The organism is Amycolatopsis sp. NPDC047767 (genome assembly GCF_040704195.1).
Classification (GTDB): domain Bacteria; phylum Actinomycetota; class Actinomycetes; order Mycobacteriales; family Pseudonocardiaceae; genus Amycolatopsis.
This window is the reverse complement of record NZ_JBEYSJ010000018.1, coordinates 103,324-124,326: the sequence shown is the minus strand read 5'-3', so window position 1 is coordinate 124,326 and position 21,003 is coordinate 103,324. Positions and strand designations below refer to the sequence as shown.

At 71.5% G+C, this 21,003-nt stretch carries 21 protein-coding genes; 10 read left to right on the top strand and 11 right to left on the bottom strand.

Annotation, left to right across the window (positions count from 1 at the left end):
• Positions 1-68: 68 nt before the first annotated feature.
• Entirely contained in the window at positions 69-713 is a 645-nt protein-coding gene (locus AB0878_RS29395; RefSeq protein WP_366583517.1) for a transcriptional regulator, read from the bottom strand.
• A gap of 199 nt (positions 714-912) precedes the next feature.
• On the opposite strand from AB0878_RS29395, the gene folE reads away from it, so the two are divergent.
• Positions 913-1,512 (top strand): GTP cyclohydrolase I FolE, encoded by a 600-nt coding sequence (folE, locus tag AB0878_RS29390; protein ID WP_220238222.1) that lies wholly within the window; start codon positions 913-915, stop codon positions 1,510-1,512.
• 14 nt (positions 1,513-1,526) lie between these two features.
• Positions 1,527-2,747 (top strand): FAD-dependent oxidoreductase, encoded by a 1,221-nt coding sequence (locus AB0878_RS29385; RefSeq protein ID WP_366583458.1) that lies wholly within the window; start codon positions 1,527-1,529, stop codon positions 2,745-2,747.
• 179 nt (positions 2,748-2,926) lie between these two features.
• Here AB0878_RS29385 and AB0878_RS29380 read toward each other — a convergent pair whose 3' ends face one another.
• Positions 2,927-4,168 (bottom strand): alpha/beta hydrolase, encoded by a 1,242-nt coding sequence (locus tag AB0878_RS29380; protein WP_366583457.1) that lies wholly within the window; start codon positions 4,166-4,168, stop codon positions 2,927-2,929.
• A gap of 58 nt (positions 4,169-4,226) precedes the next feature.
• On the opposite strand from AB0878_RS29380, the gene AB0878_RS29375 reads away from it, so the two are divergent.
• Positions 4,227-5,621, top strand: coding sequence for a wax ester/triacylglycerol synthase family O-acyltransferase (locus AB0878_RS29375; RefSeq protein ID WP_366583456.1), 1,395 nt, complete (start codon positions 4,227-4,229; stop codon positions 5,619-5,621).
• Between the two features lie 2 nt (positions 5,622-5,623).
• Here the strand turns inward: AB0878_RS29375 and AB0878_RS29370 are convergent, their stop codons facing one another.
• A complete protein-coding gene (locus AB0878_RS29370) occupies positions 5,624-6,010 on the bottom strand; it encodes a nuclear transport factor 2 family protein (RefSeq protein ID WP_366583455.1) in 387 nt (128 codons plus the stop codon).
• A 62-nt stretch (positions 6,011-6,072) separates the two neighbouring features.
• On the bottom strand, positions 6,073-7,746 hold the full coding sequence (locus tag AB0878_RS29365; protein WP_366583454.1) for a TIGR04141 family sporadically distributed protein: 1,674 nt from the start codon (positions 7,744-7,746) through the stop codon (positions 6,073-6,075).
• A 504-nt stretch (positions 7,747-8,250) separates the two neighbouring features.
• On the opposite strand from AB0878_RS29365, the gene AB0878_RS29360 reads away from it, so the two are divergent.
• Positions 8,251-8,802 (top strand): Uma2 family endonuclease, encoded by a 552-nt coding sequence (locus AB0878_RS29360; protein ID WP_366583516.1) that lies wholly within the window; start codon positions 8,251-8,253, stop codon positions 8,800-8,802.
• Between the two features lie 35 nt (positions 8,803-8,837).
• On the opposite strand, the gene AB0878_RS29355 is transcribed toward AB0878_RS29360, so the two are convergent.
• Positions 8,838-9,788, bottom strand: coding sequence for an alpha/beta fold hydrolase (locus tag AB0878_RS29355; RefSeq protein WP_366583453.1), 951 nt, complete (start codon positions 9,786-9,788; stop codon positions 8,838-8,840).
• Positions 9,789-9,937: 149 nt separating this feature from the next.
• Here AB0878_RS29355 and AB0878_RS29350 point away from each other — a divergent pair, with 149 nt between their 5' ends.
• From AB0878_RS29350 to AB0878_RS29325, 6 genes are all read left to right on the top strand, one after another.
• Positions 9,938-11,005 (top strand): acyl-CoA dehydrogenase family protein, encoded by a 1,068-nt coding sequence (locus AB0878_RS29350; RefSeq protein ID WP_366583452.1) that lies wholly within the window; start codon positions 9,938-9,940, stop codon positions 11,003-11,005.
• The gene (locus AB0878_RS29345) at positions 11,002-12,174 is read left to right on the top strand and encodes an acyl-CoA dehydrogenase family protein (RefSeq protein WP_366583451.1); all 1,173 of its coding nucleotides are present in this window, start codon (positions 11,002-11,004) and stop codon (positions 12,172-12,174) included. The genes AB0878_RS29350 and AB0878_RS29345 overlap by 4 nt, the downstream gene beginning before the upstream one ends.
• A complete protein-coding gene (locus tag AB0878_RS29340; RefSeq protein ID WP_366583450.1) occupies positions 12,171-13,073 on the top strand; it encodes an OB-fold domain-containing protein in 903 nt (300 codons plus the stop codon). Before AB0878_RS29345 ends, AB0878_RS29340 begins: the two co-directional genes overlap by 4 nt.
• A complete protein-coding gene (locus AB0878_RS29335; RefSeq protein ID WP_366583449.1) occupies positions 13,070-13,456 on the top strand; it encodes a MaoC family dehydratase in 387 nt (128 codons plus the stop codon). Before AB0878_RS29340 ends, AB0878_RS29335 begins: the two co-directional genes overlap by 4 nt.
• On the top strand, positions 13,453-14,622 hold the full coding sequence (locus AB0878_RS29330) for a lipid-transfer protein (protein WP_366583448.1): 1,170 nt from the start codon (positions 13,453-13,455) through the stop codon (positions 14,620-14,622). The genes AB0878_RS29335 and AB0878_RS29330 overlap by 4 nt, the downstream gene beginning before the upstream one ends.
• Before the next feature lie 187 nt (positions 14,623-14,809).
• The gene (locus tag AB0878_RS29325; protein WP_366583447.1) at positions 14,810-15,379 is read left to right on the top strand and encodes a DUF5134 domain-containing protein; all 570 of its coding nucleotides are present in this window, start codon (positions 14,810-14,812) and stop codon (positions 15,377-15,379) included.
• A 25-nt stretch (positions 15,380-15,404) separates the two neighbouring features.
• On the opposite strand, the gene AB0878_RS29320 is transcribed toward AB0878_RS29325, so the two are convergent.
• Genes AB0878_RS29320 through kstD form a run of 6 tightly spaced genes read right to left on the bottom strand, consistent with a single transcriptional unit; the run spans position 15,405 to position 20,930 of the window.
• Positions 15,405-15,887 (bottom strand): riboflavin kinase, encoded by a 483-nt coding sequence (locus AB0878_RS29320; protein WP_366583446.1) that lies wholly within the window; start codon positions 15,885-15,887, stop codon positions 15,405-15,407.
• A 57-nt stretch (positions 15,888-15,944) separates the two neighbouring features.
• Positions 15,945-16,805 (bottom strand): MaoC/PaaZ C-terminal domain-containing protein, encoded by an 861-nt coding sequence (locus AB0878_RS29315; RefSeq protein ID WP_366583445.1) that lies wholly within the window; start codon positions 16,803-16,805, stop codon positions 15,945-15,947.
• A 10-nt stretch (positions 16,806-16,815) separates the two neighbouring features.
• Entirely contained in the window at positions 16,816-17,835 is a 1,020-nt protein-coding gene (locus AB0878_RS29310) for a ferredoxin--NADP reductase (RefSeq protein WP_366583444.1), read from the bottom strand.
• A complete protein-coding gene (locus AB0878_RS29305) occupies positions 17,828-18,118 on the bottom strand; it encodes a hypothetical protein (protein WP_366583443.1) in 291 nt (96 codons plus the stop codon). The genes AB0878_RS29310 and AB0878_RS29305 overlap by 8 nt, the downstream gene beginning before the upstream one ends.
• Positions 18,115-19,269, bottom strand: a complete 1,155-nt coding sequence (locus AB0878_RS29300; RefSeq protein ID WP_366583442.1) for a Rieske 2Fe-2S domain-containing protein — start codon at positions 19,267-19,269, stop codon at positions 18,115-18,117. Before AB0878_RS29300 ends, AB0878_RS29305 begins: the two co-directional genes overlap by 4 nt.
• Positions 19,266-20,930: a 3-oxosteroid 1-dehydrogenase gene (gene kstD, locus AB0878_RS29295; protein WP_366583441.1), complete on the bottom strand. Its 1,665-nt coding sequence runs from the start codon at positions 20,928-20,930 to the stop codon at positions 19,266-19,268. Before kstD ends, AB0878_RS29300 begins: the two co-directional genes overlap by 4 nt.
• Positions 20,931-21,003 lie beyond the last annotated feature (73 nt).

Genomic DNA, 21,003 nt, shown 5'->3' with positions numbered 1-21,003 from the left:
CGCTTCCTCCGTACCGGCTCGGCCTGCCACCTGGACGGCCCACCGTCCGCCGACCCTCTCGACGTCGCCTATCCGCCGGGCTGATCCGCCCGCAGCTCCACGCAGCAGCCGCCGGGTGCGGGATCGATCAGCACCGCGTCGACGCCCGGCACTTCCAGGCCCGTGACGACCCCGCCCAGGTACGCCTGGTTGATCCCGCACACCAGGTCCGGCGCCTTGCCCGACAGCGGGTGGAACGGGCAGTTGCGCAGCCGTACGCACGTCGGCGTTTCGCGGCGCGGCTCGAAGCCCTGGCGGGCGAGGACGGTTTCGGTGAGCGTCAGGCCGCGTTCGGCGCCGAGGCGGCCGGGGCGCAGGGAGGCGCGTTCGGTGGCGCCCAGGTCCTCGCCGTGCTCGGCGGCCACGCGCAGGGCGGCGACGCGGGCGGACTCGCCTTCGGTTTCGGTGACGACGGCGTCGAGGAGGATGTCGGCGAGCACGCCGTGGCGGCGCGGCGGGATGGTGACGGCGAAGTCGATGTCGGCCGGTTCGTACACCTTCGGGGTGCGGCCGACCTTGCGGATGCCGCCGACGGCCTCGTAGCGCGAGCGCAGCAGGCCGGCGTCCACGAGCTTGTCGAGGTGGAACGCGGCGAGCTTGCGCGAGATCCCGACCGACGCGGCGGCCTCGTCGCGCGTGACGGGTCGCGCCGCGCCGCGGATGAACGCGTACATCCCGCGGCGCAGGTCCTCCTCCAGCGCGGCCACGGCCTTGATCGCGGGAGCGGCGGGCTCAGTCGTCACAGGTCCACGATAACGCCCACAAACGTGTCCGCAAGCATCGGTTCACCCTGTTGAACTGGTCACCTTGACCAAGGACGGCAATAAGACCAATATTCATGGACGAAAACCCGCCGAACCCCGAGGGGTCCCCATGCGCTCCGGCTCTGCTCTGCACGTCGTTCACGAACCCGACCCCGGCATCGATCTCGCCGCCGCCGCGCGCGCCGCGGGCGACTTCCTGCGGGCGCTCGGCGTCAGCCTGGACACGGAGAGCCTGCAGGGCACCCCCGAGCGCATGGCGCGCGCGTACGCGGAGCTGTTCACGCCGCGCTCGTTCGACCTCACCACGTTCCCCAACGACGAGGGCTACGACGAGCTGGTGCTGGCCCGCGACATCCCCGTACGGTCGGTGTGCGAGCACCACCTGCTGCCGTTCACGGGCGTCGCGCACGTGGGCTACCTGCCGGGCGACCGCATCCTGGGCCTGTCGAAGCTCGCGCGCGTGGTCGAGCACTTCGCGTGCCGGCCGCAGGTGCAGGAGCGGCTCACGAAGCAGGTGGCGGGCTGGCTGGGCGAGCAGCTGAGCCCGAAGGGAGTCGGCGTGGTCATCGAGGCCGAGCACACGTGCATGACGCTTCGCGGCGTGCAGGCCACCGGCTCCAGCACGGTCACCTCGACACTGCTGGGCACGTTGCGGGAGGATGCCCGCTCCCGCCAGGAGTTCTTCGCACTCACGGGCGTCAACGCATAAAGGAGTTGTTTCCTTTGCCAGAGCAGGGTTTTGTCATCGTCGGCGCGGGGCTGGCCGGCGCCAAGGCCGCGGAGGCTTTGCGGGCACAGGGGTTCACCGGACGGGTGACGCTCATCGGCGACGAACCCGACCGGCCCTACGAGCGCCCGCCGCTGTCCAAGGACTTCCTCGCCGGCAAGGCCGAGCGCGAGAGCGTGTTCGTGCACGAGGAGGGCTGGTACGCCGAGCACGACGTCGACCTGCGCCTGGGCGTCACGGCCACCGCCATCGACCGCGACAACCACGTCGTCCGCCTCGAAGGCGGCGAGACCGTGGGCTACGACAAGCTGCTGCTGGCCACCGGCTCGAGCCCGCGTCGCCCGCCGATCCCGGGCGCCGACGCCGAGGGCGTGCACTACCTGCGCCGCCTCGGCGACTCCGCGCAGCTCAAGGAGACGCTGACCGCCGGCACGCGCCTGGCCGTGATCGGCGCGGGCTGGATCGGCCTGGAGGTCGCGGCCGCCGCGCGCGAGGCCGGGGCCGAGGTGACCGTGCTGGAGGTCGCCGAGCTGCCGCTGCTGGCCGTGCTGGGCCGCGAGGTCGCCACGGTCTTCGCCGACCTGCACCGCGCCCGCGGCGTCGACCTGCGCCTCGGCGTGCACGTCGAGGCCATCACCACCGAGGGCGGCAAGGCCACGGGCGTCCGCCTCGACGACGGCACGGAGATCGCCGCCGACGCCGTGCTCGTCGCGGTCGGCGCCGCGCCCAACGTCGAGCTCGCGCAGGCCGCGGGCCTGGCCGTGGACAACGGCGTGGTGGTCGACTCGTCCCTGCGCACCACCGACCCGGACGTCTTCGCCGCCGGCGACATCGCCTCGGCGCTCCACCCGCTGCTCGGCAAGCACGTGCGCGTGGAGCACTGGGCCAACGCCCTCAACCAGCCCGCCGTCGCCGCCGCCGCGATGGCCGGCCAGGACGCCACCTACGACGAGCTCCCGTACTTCTACACCGACCAGTACGACCTGGGCATGGAGTACCACGGCCACGTCGACCCGGGCGCCTACGACCGCGTCGTCTTCCGCGGCGACGTCGAGGCGCGCGAATTCATCGCCTTCTGGCTCCGCGACGGCCACGTGCTGGCCGGCATGAACGTCAACGTCTGGGACGTCGGCGACCAGCTCAAGGCCCTGATCCGCGCCGAGGGCCCGATCGACGCCGACCGCCTCGCGGACCCGGACGCGCCGCTCGAACCCTGAGGTTCCGGCCGTGCGGCGGCCCTCGCGCGACGGCCGGAAGGCCGGAGTGTGGGGGCCGTTGCCGCGTTCGCCGGGTCGCGCGGGAGGGGTGCTGCCATTGCCGCGGCGAGAGGGCGCCGGCGAGGCCCTGATCCGCGCCGACCGCCTCGCCGACACAGATGCGCCGCTCGAACCCTGAGCTACCGGTCCGCCGCGGCCCACGCCCGGTAGGTGTGGTCGAGGAACCGTTCCACGCCCCGGACGACGTGGGCGCTGCGGATCGAGGGGAAGATGTCGAACGCGTGCTGCGCGCCCGCGAGTTCGGCGTAGGCGACGGGCTGCCGGGAAACCGCGCGGAGCCGGGCGACGAACTCGCGGGCCTCCTCGACGGGCACGAGGGAGTCGTTGCGGCCGTGGATCACGAAGAACGGCGGCGCGGACTCGGAGACGCGGTCGAGCGGGGAGGCGGCGACGTAGTCGTCGAGGTAGGTCACCGGGTCGCGGTCGGGGGAGAAGATGCGGCGGGCCAGCAGGCTCTCCAGCCGGTACTGGCTCTCGGCCGCGCCGCTGGTGGCGGCGATGTCGTAGACGCCGTAGTGCGGCACGCAGGCCTGCACGCTGGTGTCGGCGTCGGGGAAGTCCGGTTGCAGGGCCGGGTCGTTCTGGCTCAGCGCGAGCAGCGCGGCGAGGTGCCCGCCCGCCGAACCACCCGTGACGGCGACGAAACCGGGATCCCCGCCGTACGAAGCGATGTTCGACCGGATCCACACCAGCGCGCGCTTCGCGGCCTCCACGTGCGCGGGCCAGCGGTGGGCGGGCGCGAGCGGGTAGTTGATCGCCACGCACACCCAGCCGCGGCGCGCGAGGTGGTGCATCAGGGGCTGGCCCTGCTCGTCCTTGTTGCCGATCGTCCAGGCGCCGCCGTGGATCTGCAGCAGCACCGGCGCGCCGGTCACCGGCTTCGCGGGCCGGAAGACGTCGAGCAGGAACCGCTTGCCACCCGGCGCGTATGGGATGTTGCGCTCACGCACGACCTCCGGGTCGCGTCCGCGGAACGGCAGCACGAGCTGGCCCCACGGCGTCGCCAGGTCGCGCGAGCTCGGCGGACGCTCCAGCCGCGTGGAGTAGTCCGGCCCGAGTGCCTCGGTGAGCGCCGACTCGACCTCGCCGCGGGCCTTCTGCGCCGTCGCCACGAGCGAGCCCAGCCCCGCCGCCGACAGCGCGGCCAAGGCCAGCCCCGCCTTCGACGACCGCCGCCCGTGCCGCACCAGGTGCTGCGCGGTGTCCAACGCGGTGAGCGCCAGCAGCTGCGGAGCCAGCTCGTCGGTGAGCCACGCGCCGAAGAACACGGGGATCGACGTGACACGGTTGCGCGGCGGGCGAAGGGCGACGGCGGTGAGGCCGAGCTGCGCGGCCCGGCGGGTGAGGAAGGCCGGTTTCACCTTCCCGATGCTACCGCCGCGCCCCGCCCCGTTCGTGGTTCTGCCTTACCCTGGCGACATGCAGAGACTGAGCGGCCTGGATGCGAGTTTCCTCTACCTGGAGACCCCTGCGCAGGTCTTGCACGTCTGCGGGCTGCTCACCCTCGACGGGTCCACCATCCCCGGCGGCTACTCGTTCGCCGAGCTGCAGCGCCGGCTGGCCGAGCGCGTCGCGCTGATTCCGGAATTCCGCCGCAAACTGCACAATCCACTCTGGAACCTCAGCCACCCGGTGTGGGTCGAGGACGAGGACTTCGACCTCGACAACCACCTGCACCGCATCGGCGTGCCGGCGCCCGGCGACGACCGCGAGCTGGCCGAGCTGTGCGCCCACATCGCCGGCCAGCAGCTCGACCGCGCGCACCCGCTGTGGCAGTTCTACGTGATCGAGGGCCTGTCGAACGGTGGCATCGCGGTGCTCATCAAGATGCACCACGCGAGCATCGACGGCGTCGGCGGCGCCAGCCTGATCACCTACCTCGCGGGCCTGGAACCCGAGGCGCCGCTGCCGGAGATCCCGCAGGACAAGCAGCACAACAGCGGCCTGCCCACGCGCGTCGAGATCCTGCGCGAAAGCATGGAAGGCCTCGCGCACCGGCCGTTCGAGATGGCGAAGCTGCTGCCCGAGCTGGTGGAGCTGGTGCCGCGCTGGCTCGGCAAGACGTTGCGCGGCAAAGGAATGCCGGTTCCGTTCACCGCGCCTCGCACCTCGCTCAACGGCACGATCACCGGTCACCGCAGCGTCGCCTTCGCCCAAGTGGACCTCGCCGACGTGAAGCGCGTGAAGAACGCCTTCGGTGTCACGGTCAACGACGTGGTGCTGGCGCTCGTTTCCGGCGCGCTGCGGCAGTTCCTGCTCGGCCGCGGCGAACTGCCGGAAGACCCGCTGGTGGCGACCGTGCCGGTGTCGGTGCACGAGCGCACCGAACGCGACCACGGCAGCAACAAGGTGTCCGCGTTCTTCGCCTCACTGCCCACCCACCTGGGTGACCCGGCCGCGCGGGTGTTCTTCCTCGCCGAGGCCAACCGACTGTCGAAGGACCACCACTACGACATCGACGCCGACATGCTCGCCGACTGGGCCCAGTTCTCCCCGGCCACGGTGTTCGGCCTCGGCGTGCGCGCCTACTCCTCGCTGCGGCTGGCCGAGCGCCACCCGGTGGTGCACAACCTGATCATCTCCAACGTGCCCGGCCCGCAGATGCCGCTCTACCTGCTCGGTGCCCGCGTCACCGGCCTCTACCCGCTCGGCCCGGTCTTCCACGGCGCCGGGCTCAACGTCACCGTCTTCTCCTACGAGGGCAAGGTCGGCGTCGGCCTGCTCGGCGCCAAGGAGCTCGTGAAGGACCTCTGGCCGCTGGCCGAGGCCCTGCCCGAGGCGATGACGGAGCTGCTCAAGGCCAGGCCGGCCTGACGTCAGCCCGGGATCCGCTCGGCCAGGGCCGCCCGCGACTCGGGCGCGGGGAAGGGATCCGCGAAGTACTGGGTCTCGTGCGTGACGAAGCCGTCGGTGAACTCCATGATGCTCACCGAATGGGTGGGCGAGCCGTCGTAGGTGATCACGCACTCGCTCACCCAGAGGTCGCCGCCGCCGGTGATCCGGCTGATGGTGAAGTGGCGCTCGGCCGGGTGCCCGCCGCGTTGCGCGCGGATCCGGTCACGGCCGCGGAAGCGTTCGCCGGACTGCGGGTAGTCGAGGATCGCGTCTACGGCGTAGATCGCGTGCTCGGTGTCGATGTCGCCGGCCTCGGAGGCGTGCCAGTGCTCTTCGATCCGGGCGCGGATCGCGGGATCGGCAGTCATCGGCGGCACCGTTCGTCGGGGAACTCCCAGCGTAGCCGGGCCGGGGCGCAACCGCCTGCCGCTCAGGCCTTCCGGCGGCGCTTCGCCGGCTGAGCGGTGGTCTTCTTCTTGGCCTTGTACGGAATGTCGGCGAATTTCAACGTCGCCTGCAGGCTGCGCACCGCCCGGTCGAGCCGCAGCAGCGCGACCTGCGACAGCGTGAACAGCTCGTCGACGTTCCACGCGCGGCCCGCGGCGGCAAGGATGACGGTGTCCGGCGCCTCGGTCAGCACGCGACCTTCGTCCGAAGTAGACACTTTCTCGGCCAGCTGCGCCAACGCTTCCGGCTCGTCGTGCAGCGCCTCGGCCGACACGAGCGCCTGGGTGTAGAGGTGGCTGGCGGCCGTCGCGCGGCCCAGCCACTTCACGTGGATCAGCTCGTTGCCCGGGCCCAGCAGGTCGCACAGCTCGAACCGCGGGTGCAATGGTGTGGTCGCGGTGTCACGGTCGAGGCAGACGTAGCCGTCGAGCGTCGCGACCTGGCGGCAGTAGCGGTTCTCGTCGTCGGGCTCGCCGGTGGGTTTCCACGTGAGGTCCGGCCACTCGTACTTGCGCGCCAGCAGCTGCGAGACCTGCTCGCGCATCTGCTCCACGTACGTCTCGCCGATGCGGTACCAGCGGCCCTGGTGGAACACGTAACGCGTGTGGCCGATCGTCGTCTCGAACACGAGCCACTTCGCGACCTGCACGGGCGACCCGGTCTCCTCCTCGCCGGCCTCGTCGGCGCAGGTGACCACGCGCCCGGCGCGCAGAGCCTTCACGCGCTTGTCCTCGGGCAACTGCGCGAGCCGGCCGGTGAGGTGCTCCAGCTCCAGCCGCGACTCGACGTGCAGCGGCCCGCCGGAACCCAGGCCGGTGATGCGGAACGAGCCCGCGTTCTCGGCGTCGTTCACCGCGGTCGCGGGCCATGCCAGGCCGAGCGGCGCGTCGGTGCCGCCGCCGAGCGCTTCGGCCAGCCGTGCTTCCAGCGTCGGCACGAGCCGGTGGTGGCGGTCGAGCGGCCGCGTCTGCGCCACGAACCGCAGCGCCGAGGACGCGTCGGGCTCGTCCACGACGGCACCCACCGCGTCGAGATCCGCGAGAAAAGCCTGTGGTTCCTTCGCAAGTGGTACGTAGAGCGAGTTGCCGACGCGGATCCGGTAGCGCTTGCCGGTCACCCGCCCGTAGGTGAGGTCGGTCAGGTCCGCGGACCCGGCCAGCCGGTTCACGAGGTCGCCATAGGGCTCCAGCCGGAACGCGGAAAGCTCGCCACCGCCCGGGATCGAGATCTGCGTGGCGCGCGCCGACACGTCGAGCGCGGCGCTCGACACCAGCCCGAGGTCGAACGGGTCGAGGCGGCGGATCCCGAACAGCAGCCCGAAACCCTGTTCCACGTACTCGTCGTTGAGCACCAGATGCCCGGCGCCCCAGGACACCGCGTATGTCCAAGGTGGACGCGGCACGAGCAGCACGGCGAACGGCAGCGTCGACGACAGGTCGAGCTCGCTCCCGGTCAACGCGCTCGCGTGCGGAAGCCATTGCGGGATCTCGGTGTGGAACGCGCCGGCGACCAGCCGCGCGCGCGTGCCGGAGAGGTCCACCGTCGTGTCGGTGGTGACCTGCTCGGGTTTGAGCGACACCAGCAGGTCGGGCTCGGCGCCGGTGCCGTCGAGGCGGAAGAGGGAGACGGGCCGGCTGGGTGCGGACGGGGCAGGCATGACCACCACCGAAGTGTGCTGACGCGTGCGAACGTCGGGTCAGAATGCGTGATTTTCCGGTCCAGCCGGTTAATCACGGAGAGCGAACGCGGTGCGGAATGGTGAAGTTCACCTTAATCGGGGTTTCCCGCACCGCCGGTTCGCGCAATGATACCGTGATGTAGAGCCGAGGGGGACACGATTACGGCGTCACGAAACATCGGGTTTGGCCCAGCTCAGACGTCCACGGGGTAATCCATTGGTGTCGTATTACCCTACCTGGAATGGCCATTCCGAGAATTCGCTCACATAACTCGAACGGCCCTGTCGCACGGGGTTCTCCTGGGCTGTCCGGGTCTGTTTCGCCGCATTTCCGTGACCGTACGTGACGGCGAACGCCTGACGGCGCGCGGAAGAATAGGCCGCCCGGGTTTCCACCACGCCGGAGGACGGTTCGCGCTGCCGCGTGTGCACGTCTACGCTGGCGTAGTCGTTTTCCGATCGGCCCGTCCTGGGGGCAGCATGATGACAGTCCCGTCGTTCGCACACGGCGACCGTCTCACCCGTCGGGACCTGGAGGCGATCACGGATGAACGCCATCGATACGAACTGGTGGACGGGACGCTTCTGGTGAGCCCGTCCCCGCGTCCGCTGCACCAGAGGGTCGTCGCGCGCCTGCTCGCGGCGCTCAGCCCGGTGTGCCCCGCGGATTGCGAGGTGCTCCCCGCACCGGTCGACGTCGTGCTCGACGAGTTCACCGTGATGATCCCCGACGTGGTGGTCGGCCGGCGCGAGACCTTCACCGAGCGGGCGCTCGTGGGCGTGCCCGTGCTCGCGGTGGAGGTCGTCTCCCCGTCCAGCCGCTACATCGACCGCCACCTCAAGCCCGCCCGCCTCGCCGCGGCCGGCTGCCCGTTCTACTGGGTCATCGAGCCCAACGAGCCCACGCTCAGCTGTTTTCGCCTGGAGGGCACCGAATACGTGCTCGACGCCGAGGTCACCGGCGACGAGATCGCGCACCTCGAGGTGCCCTACCGCCTCGACCTCAGCCCCGCGGACCTGGTTTCCAGCTACTGAGCCTCAGAACTACTGGCCTCACGAACCACTGACCCTCACGCCGAGTCGGGTTCCTCTTCGCGCACCCGGCCGGTTTCCTCGTCGGCGATCGCCGCGTGCACCGACGTGCACGCCGCCATCAGTGCGGGCACGAACTGGTTCGCCGCGAGCACGCACGCCGTGTGCCCGGCGGGGATCTCGTACGTCGCCGCGCCCGGGATGCGCCGCGCCAGCGACCGTTGGTGCGCCGGGGCGATGAAACCGTCTCGACTGGTCACGACCACCGACGTCGGCACGCGCAGCGTGTGCAGCCACGGCGCCGAGTCGAAGCGGCCGATCTCGTCGAGTGCGACGGCGATGGCCCACGGGCTCGTGGACCGGAACTCGGCGAGCGCCCACCGGTGGTCCTCCAGGCGGGCGAGCCGTTCGCGGCGCGGCTCGCCGGGCACGAGGCCGATCTTGGCCTGGTCGCGCATGAGCTGCAGCGTGCGCCCGAACAGGTCGAGCGCCACGCGCTGGCGCACGCCGCGGCGGAAGTAGCTCGCCGTGGAGCACAGGATGAGCCCGCTCACGCGCTCGCGCTGCTGGTAGGCGACCATCTGCCCGACCATGCCGCCCATCGAGTAGCCGGCGATCATGAACCGGTCGATGCCGAGCGCGTCCGCCACCGCCACCACGTCGTCGGCGCAGTCCTGCAGGGTGAACTCGTGGGAGCGGATGCCCTGCCCGTGCCAGCGCTGGTCGAACACGACCACGCGGTAGTGCGCGGAAAGCCGCTCCAGCACCGGGTACCAGGTCAGCAGGCCGGTGCAGGCCACCGAGTGCAGCAGGATGATCGCGGGCGCCTGGCGCGGGCCGACGTCGACCACCACGGTCTGGCCGCGGCCCGGCAGCGAAAGCGGCTCCGGGTCCGGCACTCCGGCGGTGGACGGGATCGTGGCCAGCTTCCGGGTCGCTTGCCAGCCGACGTCGCTCAGCGCGCCTAGAAGAACCTGTTCTGCACCCACGTCGACCCGGCACCCCTCTTCGCTCGACGGCCTGTTCCGCTTCTGGAGTACCCGGTCGCCGAGGCCACCGGGGGTTGCCGATCCCGCCCCTTCCGGTTAAGACTAGAACGTGTTCCACTTGTGGCGGCCATCCGGAGGGAGGGACCGGCGTGGACTTCACCCCAGACGATACGCAGGCCGAGATCGCCGCGCTGACCGCGCGGGTGCTTGGCAAATCCGCCGACCCGGGCGAGCGGTGGCGCGCACTGGCCGGCGCCGGGCTGCTCGCGCTCGCCCTGCCCGCGGACCTCGGGGGCGACGGGCTCGGGGTCGCGGAGGTCGCCGCGGTGCTGACCGAAGTGGGCCGCGCGGCCGCCGCCGTACCCGCGTACGCCGTGCTGGCGCTGGGTGTGCTGCCGGTCGAGACGCTGGGCACCCCGCGCCAACGCGCTCGGCTGCTGCCGCCGGTCGCGGCAGGAGACGAGGTGCTCACCGCGGCGCTGCACGAGCCGTCCGCGCCGCTCACGACCGTGCCCGGCACCGTGGGTGAGGCCGCCGACGGTGTGTGGCAGCTCACCGGCGTCAAGACGGGCGTGCCGTGCGCCGCGGACGCCACGCGGATCCTCACTCCGGTGGCGTTGCCGGGTGGTACCGCGGTGGCGCTGGTCGATCCGCACGCCGACGGCGTCGAGCTCGTCCGCACGCACAGCTCCAGCGGCGCGCCCGAGTACACCGTGCGGCTGGCCGGGGTGCGGCTGGCCGACACGGAGTTCCTGCGCGACCGTTCACCCGGCCACGCCGTCGCCACGCTGCACCGGTTCGCGCTCGCGGGCGCGCTGGCACTGGGCGACGGGCTGCTGGCCGGCGCGCTGGCCCTGACTTCGCAGCACATCGCCCAGCGCACCCAGTTCGGCCGTCCGCTGGCGGCGTTCCAGGCCGTGGCCCAGCAGATCGCCGACGTCTACGTGGCCGCCCGGACCGTGCACCTGGCCGCGACGTCGGCCGGCTGGCGGCTGGCGGCGGGCCTCGACGCCGACACGGAGCTCGACGTCGCCGCCTACTGGCTCACCGACCAAGCGCCCGCGGCCTTGGCGACATGCCACCACCTGCACGGCGGCCTCGGCGTCGACCGCGAGTACCCGCTGCACCGCTACTCCGCGGCGGTGACGGACCTCGGCCGGGCGCTCGGCGGCGCCGCGCACCGGCTGGGCCGGCTGGGGGAGCGGGTGGCCGGGTGAGCACGCACATCGAGTTGACGGCCGCGCAGCAGGCGTTGCGCACCGAGCTGCGGGAGTACTTCGCGGGCCTGCTGACGCCCGAGGAACGCCGCGCGCTGCTGCGGGAGCGCCACGGGCCGGTGTACCGCGCCCTCGTGCGGCGCCTGGGCCGCGACGGCAAGCTCGGCGTCGGCTGGCCGAAGCGGTACGGCGGCCAGGGGTTCGGTGAGATCGAGCAGCACCTGTTCGTGGACGAGGCCGCGCGCGCCGACGTGCAGCTGCCGTCGGTGACGCTGCAGACCGTCGGGCCGACGCTGCAGGAGTTCGGCACCGAGGAGCAGAAGGCGCGGTTCCTGCCGCGGATCCTCGCGGGCGAGATCCACTTCGCCATCGGCTACACCGAACCCGAGGCGGGCACGGACCTGGCCTCGCTGCGCACGCGCGCGATCCGCGAAGGCGACGAGTACGTGGTCGACGGCCAGAAGATCTTCACCACCGGCGGCCACGACGCGGACTACGTCTGGCTCGCCGCGCGGACCTCGCCGGACGCGCCGAAGCACAAGGGGATCTCGATCCTCATCGTGGACACCCGCGACCCCGGCTACTCGTGGACGCCCATCATCACCTGCGACGGCGCGCACCACGTGAACGCCACCTACTACGAGAACGTCCGCGTGCCGGCGGACCTGCTGGTGGGACGGGAGAACGAGGGCTGGCGGCTGATCACCACGCAGCTCAACCACGAGCGCGTGATGCTCGGCCCGGCGGGGCGGATCGGCGGCCTGCACGACCGCGTGTGGGCGTGGGCCGCCGCGCGCCGCACTCCGGACGGCCTGCCGCTGCTCGACCTGCCGGACGTGCGCGCGGTGCTGGCCGAGACGTTCGCGGTGGCGCGGGTCAATGAACTGCTCAACTGGCAGGTTTCCTCCGGGACGGGCCCGGTCGCGGTGGCCGACGCGTCGGCGACGAAGGTGTTCGCCTCCGAGCGCATCCAGCGGATCGGACGGCTGCTGGAAGAGCTCGTGGGACGCCACGGCGACCTCGCCGACCCGGAGACGGCCGAGCTCGCCGAATGGCTTGACGTGCTGGCCAAACGGAACCTGGTGCTGACGTTCGGCGGGGGCGTCAGCGAGATCCAGCGCGAGCTGATCGCCTCCGCCGGGCTGGGACTGCCGAGGGTGCCGCGATGACGACGATCGAGGAAGCCGCTGCGAAGATCGCCGCCGCGGGGCCGTGCGCGCCGCGGCTCGCGCGGGATCCGGTGAACCAGGCGATGGTGCACAACTGGGTGGAGGCGATCGGGGACACCAATCCGGTGTACACCGACGCATCGTTCCCGAGTGTCCACAAGGGACTCGTGGCGCCGCCGGCGATGGCGCAGGTGTGGACGATGCCGGGCCTGCACGGCGTGCGCGCGGACGACGACCCGATGGGCGCGATCCTCACGGTGCTCGACGAGGCCGGGTACACCTCGATCGTCGCCACGAACTCCGAGCAGACGTACCACCGGTACCTGCGGCCGGGCGAGCGGGTGGCGGTGACGACGGAGCTGGCGGACGTCACCGGACCCAAGCGCACGGCGCTGGGTGAGGGCTGGTTCGTGACCACGGTGATGCGCTGGACGGTGGACGGCGAAGCCGTGGCGGACATGGTGTTCCGGGTGCTGAAGTTCCGGCCGGTATCCGCCGAGCCGCCCGCGCCCGTGCTGCGCCCGGTGATCAGCCGGGACACGCAGTTCTTCTGGGCCGGCCTGCGGGAGGGCGAGCTGCGCATCCAGCGCTGGGGCTCGGTGCTGCGCCACCCGCCGGGGCCGATGCCGCCGGACGGCTCGCTGGCGGCGACGCCGGACTACGCCGTGGCGAGCGGGCGCGGCACGGTCTACAGCTACGTCGTGCACCACCACCCGCCGGTGCCGGGCAAGCGGCTGCCGTTCGTGGTCGCGCTGGTGGAGCTGGAGGAAGGCGTGCGCGTGATGGCCGAGCTGCTCGACGCGGCGCCGGACGAGGTGCGGGTCGGGCTGCCGGTGGCCGCCGCGTTCGTGCGGGTGGACGACGAGCTGACGTTGCCGGCGTGGCGGGTGGCGCGATGACTGTCGAACTGCCGCCGTTGCGGATCGCGGCGACCACGACGTTCGTGGTCAGCACCGCGCTCGCCACCCGCGACTTCCAGGACGTGCACCACGACCGTGACGCCGCCGTCGCGAGGGGTTCGCGGGACATCTTCCTCAACATCCTCACCGACACCGGTCTGGTGCAACGGTTCGTGAGCGAGTGGGCCGGGCCCGAGGCGGTGATCCGGTCGATCAAGATCCGCCTCGGTGTGCCGTGTTACGCGGGGGACACGCTCACGTTCACCGGCCACGTGGTCTCGCGCTCGGGGCTCGAGGTCGAGGTGGCCGTGTCCGCCACCGGCAGCCTGGGTGAGCACCTGACCGGCACGGTTTCCCTCACGTTGCCCGGTGGTGCGTCGTGACGTTGGCGGGCGCGGCGGCGATCGCCGGGATCGGGGCCACGGAGTTCTCCAAGGACTCGGGCCGCAGCGAACTGCGGCTGGCGGCCGAATGCGTGACGCATGCGCTGGCCGACGCCGGCCTGTCTGCGTCCGAAGTGGACGGACTGGTGTCGTTCACGATGGACGGCAGCGCGGAGATCGCGCTGGCCCGGGAGCTGGGCATCCCGGAGCTCGAGTTCTTCAGCCGCATCCACTACGGCGGTGGCGCCGCGGCGGCGACCGTGCAGCAGGCCGCGATGGCGGTGGCCACCGGGGTCGCCGACGTGGTGGTGGCGTACCGGGCCTTCAACGAACGCTCCGAACAGCGCTTCGGCCGTGTGTCGGCCGCCGCGGCGACGCAGGGGAACTCGTCCGGTGTGGACAATGCGTTCCACTACCCGATGGGCATCGCGACGCCGGCTGCCACCGTCGCCATGGTCGCGCGCCGCTACCTGCACGACTACGGCGCCACCAGCGAGGACTTCGGCCGCGTCGCGGTGGTGGACCGCGCGCACGCCGCGACCAACCCGGCGGCGTGGTTCCACGGCCGGCCGATCACGCTGGCCGAGCACCAGGCGTCGCGCTGGGTCGCGGAGCCGCTGCACCTGCTCGACTGCTGCCAGGAGAGCGACGGCGGGGTGGCGCTGGTCGTCACGAGCGTCGAGCGCGCGCTCGACCTGCGGCACGCCCCGGCTGTGGTGGCCGCGGCGGCGCAGGGGATCGGGCCGGACCAGTACGTGATGACCAGCTACTACCGCGACGACCTCGCGGCGCTGCCCGAGATGGGTGTGGTGGCCCGGCAGCTGTGGGCGCAGTCGGGGCTCGGACCGTCCGATGTGGACGTGGCGGTGCTCTACGACCACTTCACCCCGTACGTGCTGATGCAGCTGGAGGAGCTGGGCTACTGCGGCCGCGGCGAGGCGAAGGACTTCATCGCCGGCGACACCCTGACACTGGCCGGCGCGCTGCCGCTCAACCCGCACGGCGGGCAGCTCGGCGAGGCCTATCTCCACGGCATGAACGGCATCGCCGAAGCCGTGCGGCAGATCCGCGGCACGGCCGTGAACCAGGTGCGCGACGCCGAGGCCGTGCTCGTGACCGCCGGCACCGGCGTCCCGACCAGTGGACTGGTCTTGACTCGTCACTGAGCGCGACTCATACCCTGGCCCCGTACGGTAGCTCTGACGGGCCGGTAACTCTTGTGGGGCAACGGCTTTCACCTCTTTGCTGGCTGGTGCTCACCCGCCGTGGAATGCCACCGTGGACGTGAGATCAGCAACGCAGCGTGAAAGCAGGCACGACGATGTCCGGATCCACCGTCTTCACGGGCTCGCCATGAGTGCACCGGTGCTGGTGGCGTGGTTGCTCACCGCGGTCTTCGCGGTGCTCGTGCTGCCGTGCGTGCTGCGGCTCGTGCGGCTCGACTACGCGCGCCTCGGCTCCGGCGTGCGCCACGCCGACCTCGCCGAGCTGCTGCTCGTGGTGGCCATGGTGGCGATGATCTCGCCCGTCGGCGGCCCCATCCCCGCCGCCGGCTGGCAGGCGGTGTTCGTGCTCACGGCGGCGTGGTTCGGGTTCGCCTGGTGGCGCGGGCGTGGCCAGGCCCACACCTCGGGCTGCGGTCACCACGCGTTGTCGGCGGCCGCGATGCTGTACATGGTGAGCGCAATGCCCCACGGCGGCATGGCCCACGGCCCGTGGCTCACGATGTCCTCAATGGACACCCGGCTCGCACTGCCCCTGCTCGCCGTAGCGGGTGCGGTGTACTTCGTGGCCGACGCCGCACGGTCGGGCGTGGTCGCGGTGCGCATCCGCGGTGCCGCCGCACCCGGGCTGACCTCGCGCACGGTGTGCCGCGCGGTGATGGGTGCGGGTATGGGGTACCTGCTGCTCGCCGCCGTGTGACTCGCTGTGGTCAGGCTCGGGCGGGTCAGCCGATCCGGCGGACCTCACCGTCGGGTGGCGGGGTGCCGAGGTCCGGCAGCTCGCTCGCCGGGTTCTCCTCGATCCACTTGCGCGTGGCGGCGACGTCGCCGTCGAGGGCCTCGATCAGCTCCTCGCCGGACTCGTACTTCTGCTGCTCCCGCAGGTGCGCGCCGAGCCAGACCGTGAGCGTCTCGCCGTAGAGGTCGCCTTTGAAGTCGAGCAGGTGCGCTTCGACGAGCCGGTAGCCGTCGGCGCCGTAGTACGTGGGGCGGCGCCCGACGGACACCGCGGCGGCCACGTGCGTGCCGTCCGCGCGCTCGGCCCACCCGGCCCAGACGCCGTCACCGACCTGCCCGCTCTGGTTGCGCAGCGCGATGTTCGCCGTGGGGAAGCCCAGCTCGCGGCCGCGCTTGTCACCCGGCTCCACCGGCCCGCGGACCACGAAGAAGGTGCCGCTGTGCTGACCGAGAGCGTGCTCGTCCGCCATCCGCCGTCCCGTCCCTGTTCCGGTGTCCTTTCCGACACCGTAATACTGGCGGTCGGCTCAGCGTGGCACGAGCACTGTGTCGGACAGCACAGGAGCGTCGTCACGCTGCGGAGCGGTCGTGGTCACCAGCAGCCGGTCGTTCTCGCGCCACACGCGCGTGCGCAGCGGTTCGCCCGGAAAGACCACGCCGGCGAACTTCGTCCCGAACGAGCGGATCCGGGTGGGGTCGCCGTCGAGGAAGGCGTCGGTGAGGGCTTTCGCGACCACGCCGTAGGTGCACAGGCCGTGCAGGATCGGGCGGTCGAACCCGGCCGCCTTCGCGAACGCGGGGTCGGCGTGCAGCGGGTTGCGGTCGCCGCACAGGCGGTACAAAAGCGCCTGCTGAGGCAGCGTCGGAATGTCGAGCACAGCGTCGGGCTCACGCTCGGGCCACGCGAGCTTCTGCGCCGGCCCGCGCTCGCCGCCGAAGCCGCCTTCGCCGCGAGCGAAGATGCCGGAGCGGGCCGTCCACAGTGGATCGCCCTGGGCGTCGGCCACCGTCGTCTCCTGCACGAGGACGGCGGCCTTGCCCTTGTCGAACACGTCCGTGATGCGCGTGTGCGCCACCCCTTCGCCGTCGACGGGGATGGTCCGGTGCAGCTCGATCTCCTGCGTACCGTGCAGCACCTTCGCAAGGTCGATGTCCACGCCCGGGAACTTGAGCGCGGGCGGGGTGAACGTGCGCAGGTTGACCGCGACCGTGGCGAACGTCGGGATCACCCGCAGGTCCTGCTCGTAGGTGTAGCGCAGCTCGCGCTCGTCGACCGGGTCGGCGCCGGCACCCAGCGCGAGGTGGTAGAGCAGCACGTCGGACGGCGTCCACGCGGACCGCACCTCGCCGAGGTCGGCACCGATCGCGAGCGTGGGGTCAATGGGCACGGAGTACTCCCTATTCGTAGCTGACGGAGACCTCGTCCGTGACAGGCAGCGACTGGCAGGCCAGCACGATCCCGTCGGCGAGGTCTTCGGCGTCCAGCACCTCGTTGTTCAGCATCTTCACCTCACCGGACACCAGGCGGCACGCGCAAGCGCTGCACTGGCCTTCGCGGCACGAGTACGGTGCGGCGAGGCCCTCGGCGAGCAGGTGGTCGAGCAGCTTCCGCTGCCGCGGCCAGGCGAGGGTGCGGGTCTGGCCGTCGAGGTCGACGGTGAGCCGGGCCGTCTCGCCTGCTTCCGGGGACTCGGGTTGTGGTGTCCGGTCGAAGGGATTTCCGGTGAGGGAGTGGAACTTTTCGACGTGGACGCGCTCGCGCGGCACCCCGAGCTCGGTCAGCGCGGTCCTGGCGGCGGTCATGAACGGCGCCGGCCCACAGAGGTACGCGTCGTGGCCGCGGTAGGGCGCGGCGAGCGTTTCGAGCGTGCGCGCGGACGGCAGGCCCTGCAGGCTTTCGAGCCAGTGCAGCACGGTCAGCCGATCCGGGTGCCGGGTCGTGAGCTCGGCGAGCTGCCGGGCGAAGATGACGGACGCTTCGTCGCGGTTGGCGTACACGAGCACGACCTGCCCGCGGCCGTGCCGCAGCGCCGACTTGAGGATCGACATCACCGGCGTGATCCCGCTGCCCGCCGCGAACAGCAGGAAGTCGCCGTCCAGCGACGCCGGCACGAACACCCCGGCCGGCGGCAGCACCTCGATCTCCGCGCCCTCGCGCAGCTCTTCGCACACCCAGCCGGAGCCGAACCCCGTGCGTTTCACCGTGACCTGCACCCGGCCCTCGTGCGGCGCGCTCGACAGCGAGTAGCAGCGTGCGACAGACCCCGTGCGGTCGCTGGGGATCCGCAGCGTGAGGAACTGGCCGGGTGCGTAGGCGAAGGCGGCTTGGTGCTCTTCCGGGACGGCGAACACGATCGAGCGCGCGTCGGCGGTCTCGACGATCACCTCGGCCACGGTCAGTTTCACCACGTCAGCCACCGCACACCACCCCGTTGCGAGACTCGTCGGCCACGGCGAGGCTCCCGTCGGCCACGGCGCCGGCGATGCTGTCGGCCAGCTTCTCGCACGTGTCGAGCAACGCGGGGTGCCGGCCCGCGGCCACGTGCGCCGCGAAAACGGGGCAGCTGCGCGAAGCGTCGGTGGTCCACTGGATGCTCGTGTGCGCGAGGCTGTTCTTCTTGACCAGCACGAACGTTCCGCAGCTGCGGCACTCGTGCGGCCGCAGCCCGGCGGTGAGGAACTCCGTGGCCTCGGCCGTCACACGCCTGCCTCTTCCGCCTCCGCGCGCTGTCGCGCCAGGTTCTCCGCCACCTCCGCGGCCCACGCCTCGTTGGCCTTGCTGGTGTCGACCTCGAACTCGAAGCGGCGGGTCATGTCCTCGGTGACGTCGTCGGCGTCGACGTAGAACTGCTCGTACCAGCGGCGCAGCTGGTAGACCGGGCCGTCTTCCTCGCACAGCAACGGGTTGTCGATGCGGGTCTTGTTCTTCCAGATCTCCACGTCCTGCAGGAACCCGACCCCGATGCTCTTCGCGAGCCGCGCGGCGATCTTGTCCGCGTGCTCGTCGGAGATCCCGGGCAGCTTCTTGACCATGATCCCCCACTGCAGCACGAACGACGTCGGCGTGACGGGGTAGTGGCAGTTGATGAGGACGTTCTCGATCTCGAAGCCCTGGAACGAGTTCACCAGGTGGTTGATCATGTACGACGGCCCGAAGTACGAGGCTTCCGAGCGCAGCAGGTTGTCCTCGCCGCCGTAGTTCGACGCCATGCCCATGTCGGGACGGCCCTTGGTGTTGAGGAACTGCGTGGCGACATGGCCTTCGAACACGTTCTTGAAGTACGTGGGGTAGGCGTAGTGGATGTAGAAGAAGTGGGCCATGTCCACGACGTTGTCGATGATCTCGCGGCAGTTGGCGTTTTCGATGAGGAGCGAGTCCCAGGTCCAGTTGCTCCACTCGTCGCTGAAGGCGCCCTCGACGCGGGGGATGACCACGTCGTCGGGCGGCGGGTAGCCCTCGGGGTCGTGCCACACGAGCAGCTGCTTGTTCTCCTCGAGCACGCGCCACGCCCGCGTCCGCGCGCGAAGCGGAACCCGTTTGGCGTAGGGGATCGAGACGCACTTGCCGGCGCCGTTCCAGCGCCAGTCGTGGAACGGGCAGGCGACGTCGTCGCCCTTCACCGAGCCCTGGGTGAGGTCGCCGCCCATGTGACGGCAGTAGCCGTCGAGCACGTTGAGCCGGCCCGTCGAGTCGGCGAAGACCACGAGCTTCGTGCCGAACGCCTCGATGCCGTGGGGTTTCCCGTCGCGGAAGGTGTCGGCGAGACCGAGGCAGTGCCAGCCACGGGCGAAGCGCGTGGGCGGCGCGCCGACGTCGATGGTGCGGACGGTCTCTCGCGGTGCTGACGTCACTGGCTGCCTCCCGTGCCGGTCCGATCTTCGGTCGCCAGCCGCTCGGCCGCAAGGTAGCCGAACACCATCGCGGGCCCGATCGTCGCGCCGGGCCCGGCGTAGGTGCGGCCCATCACGGCCGCGCTGGTGTTGCCCGCCGCGTACAGCCCGGGGATGACGGAGCCGTCTTCGCCCAGCACGCGGGCGTGTTCGTCGGTGCGCAGCCCGCCCTTGGTGCCCAGGTCGCCGGGCACGATCTTCACCGCGTAGAACGGCGGTTTGGCCAGCGGGCCGAGGCTGGGGTTGGGCCGGTTGCGGGGGTCGCCGTAGTAGTGGTCGTAGGCGCTTCGCCCGCGGTGGAAGTCTTCGTCGACGCCGGTGCGGGCGAAGCCGTTGAAGCGTTCGACGGTGCTTCGCAGGGCTTCGGCGTCGATGTCGATCCTCGTAGCCAGTTCTTCGATCGTCGGCGCCTTCGCCACGATGCCGGCTTTGTACCAGCGGCCGGGCAACGGCTGCCTCGGGCCGATGCCGGTGAACAGGTAGCGGTCCCGGTAGCGCTGGTCGAACACGAGCCACGTCGGGATGTGCTCGGCGGGGCCGTCGCCTTCGCCGTACATCGCGTGGACGGCCTCGACGTAGGGCGCGGACTCGTTGACGAACCGGGTGCCCCGTGCGTCGACCATGAGGGAGCCGGGCCGCGACCGCTCGGCGAGGGCGAACCACGGGCCGCCGGTGAGGGGGATCGATGGACCCCACCACGCGTCGTCCATCAGGTCGGTGGCGGCGCCGAGCTTGAGGCCGGCCGCGATGCCGTCGCCGGTGTTGGCGGCGGCGCCGACGGTCCACTCGGTGCCGATCGGGGCGCGCTGGTACTTGGTGCGCATCTCCTCGTTGTGCTCGAAGCCGCCGCACGCGAGCAGCACGCCGCGCCGGGCATGGAAGGTCTTGCCGGGGGTTCGCACCCCGGTGACGCGGCCGTCTTCCGTGGTGAGCTCGACGAGTGGGGTGCTGAGGAGGACGTCGACGCCGGCGCGCCGGAGCCCCAGGAAAAGCCCGGCCGCAAGCGCTTGCCCCATGGCGATCGGCTGCTGTCCGCGGACCCGTCCGGCCAGCCAACGGGTGCCGAGCTTGGCGACTCGGGCGAGGCCGCGCGGGTGGCGGGCGAGCAGGCTCAGCCAGCGGTAGTCCGACTGGGTGATCGGGACGCCGAGCGGCGGCGCGCTGTACGGGGGCTCCAGGTGCGCCAGGTCGGCACCCAGGAGCTTGGCGTCGAGCGGTTTCGGTTCGACGGAGCGGCCTTGGGCGCGTCCGCCGGGGGCCTCGGGGTGGTAGTCGCTGTAGTCCGGCACCCAGCGGAACTCGAGCGGCGTGTGGTCGGTGATGAGGTCCAGCACCTCGGGCCCGTGCTTGAGGAAGGCCTCGCGGTTGGCCTCGGGCACGACGTCGCCGACGATCGCGGCCAGGTACTCGCGCGCCTTGTCCGGGGGGTCGTCGATGCCGGCCGCCTTGAGCGCGTGGTTGCCGGGGAGCCAGACGCCACCACCGGAGCGAGCCGTCGAGCCGCCGAAGCACGCCGCCTTCTCCAGCACGACCACGCTGAGACCCCGGCGGGCGGCGGCGAGCGCGGCGGTCATCCCGGCGGCGCCGCTGCCGGCGACCACCACGTCGTACTCGTTCGCCATGCCACCTCACATGTAACGTGTTATCGCGAGTTCCTGGCCTGTTCGGAGCAGCTTCTGTCACCATAGACGAGAA

Excerpts from the sequence above, each read along its gene's own strand:
- kstD (WP_366583441.1), bottom strand. The coding sequence starts at position 20,930 with ATGGCGAACGAGTACGACGTGGTGGTCGCCGGCAGCGGCGCCGCCGGG.
- AB0878_RS29370 (WP_366583455.1), bottom strand. The coding sequence starts at position 6,010 with ATGACTGCCGATCCCGCGATCCGCGCCCGGATCGAAGAGCACTGGCAC.
- AB0878_RS29335 (WP_366583449.1), top strand. The coding sequence starts at position 13,070 with ATGACTGTCGAACTGCCGCCGTTGCGGATCGCGGCGACCACGACGTTC.
- AB0878_RS29340 (WP_366583450.1), top strand. The coding sequence starts at position 12,171 with ATGACGACGATCGAGGAAGCCGCTGCGAAGATCGCCGCCGCGGGGCCG.
- AB0878_RS29375 (WP_366583456.1), top strand. The coding sequence starts at position 4,227 with ATGCAGAGACTGAGCGGCCTGGATGCGAGTTTCCTCTACCTGGAGACC.
- AB0878_RS29360 (WP_366583516.1), top strand. The coding sequence starts at position 8,251 with ATGACAGTCCCGTCGTTCGCACACGGCGACCGTCTCACCCGTCGGGAC.
- AB0878_RS29365 (WP_366583454.1), bottom strand. The coding sequence starts at position 7,746 with ATGCCTGCCCCGTCCGCACCCAGCCGGCCCGTCTCCCTCTTCCGCCTC.
- AB0878_RS29320 (WP_366583446.1), bottom strand. The coding sequence starts at position 15,887 with ATGGCGGACGAGCACGCTCTCGGTCAGCACAGCGGCACCTTCTTCGTG.
- folE (WP_220238222.1), top strand. The coding sequence starts at position 913 with ATGCGCTCCGGCTCTGCTCTGCACGTCGTTCACGAACCCGACCCCGGC.
- AB0878_RS29325 (WP_366583447.1), top strand. The coding sequence starts at position 14,810 with ATGAGTGCACCGGTGCTGGTGGCGTGGTTGCTCACCGCGGTCTTCGCG.
- AB0878_RS29395 (WP_366583517.1), bottom strand. The coding sequence starts at position 713 with ATGTACGCGTTCATCCGCGGCGCGGCGCGACCCGTCACGCGCGACGAG.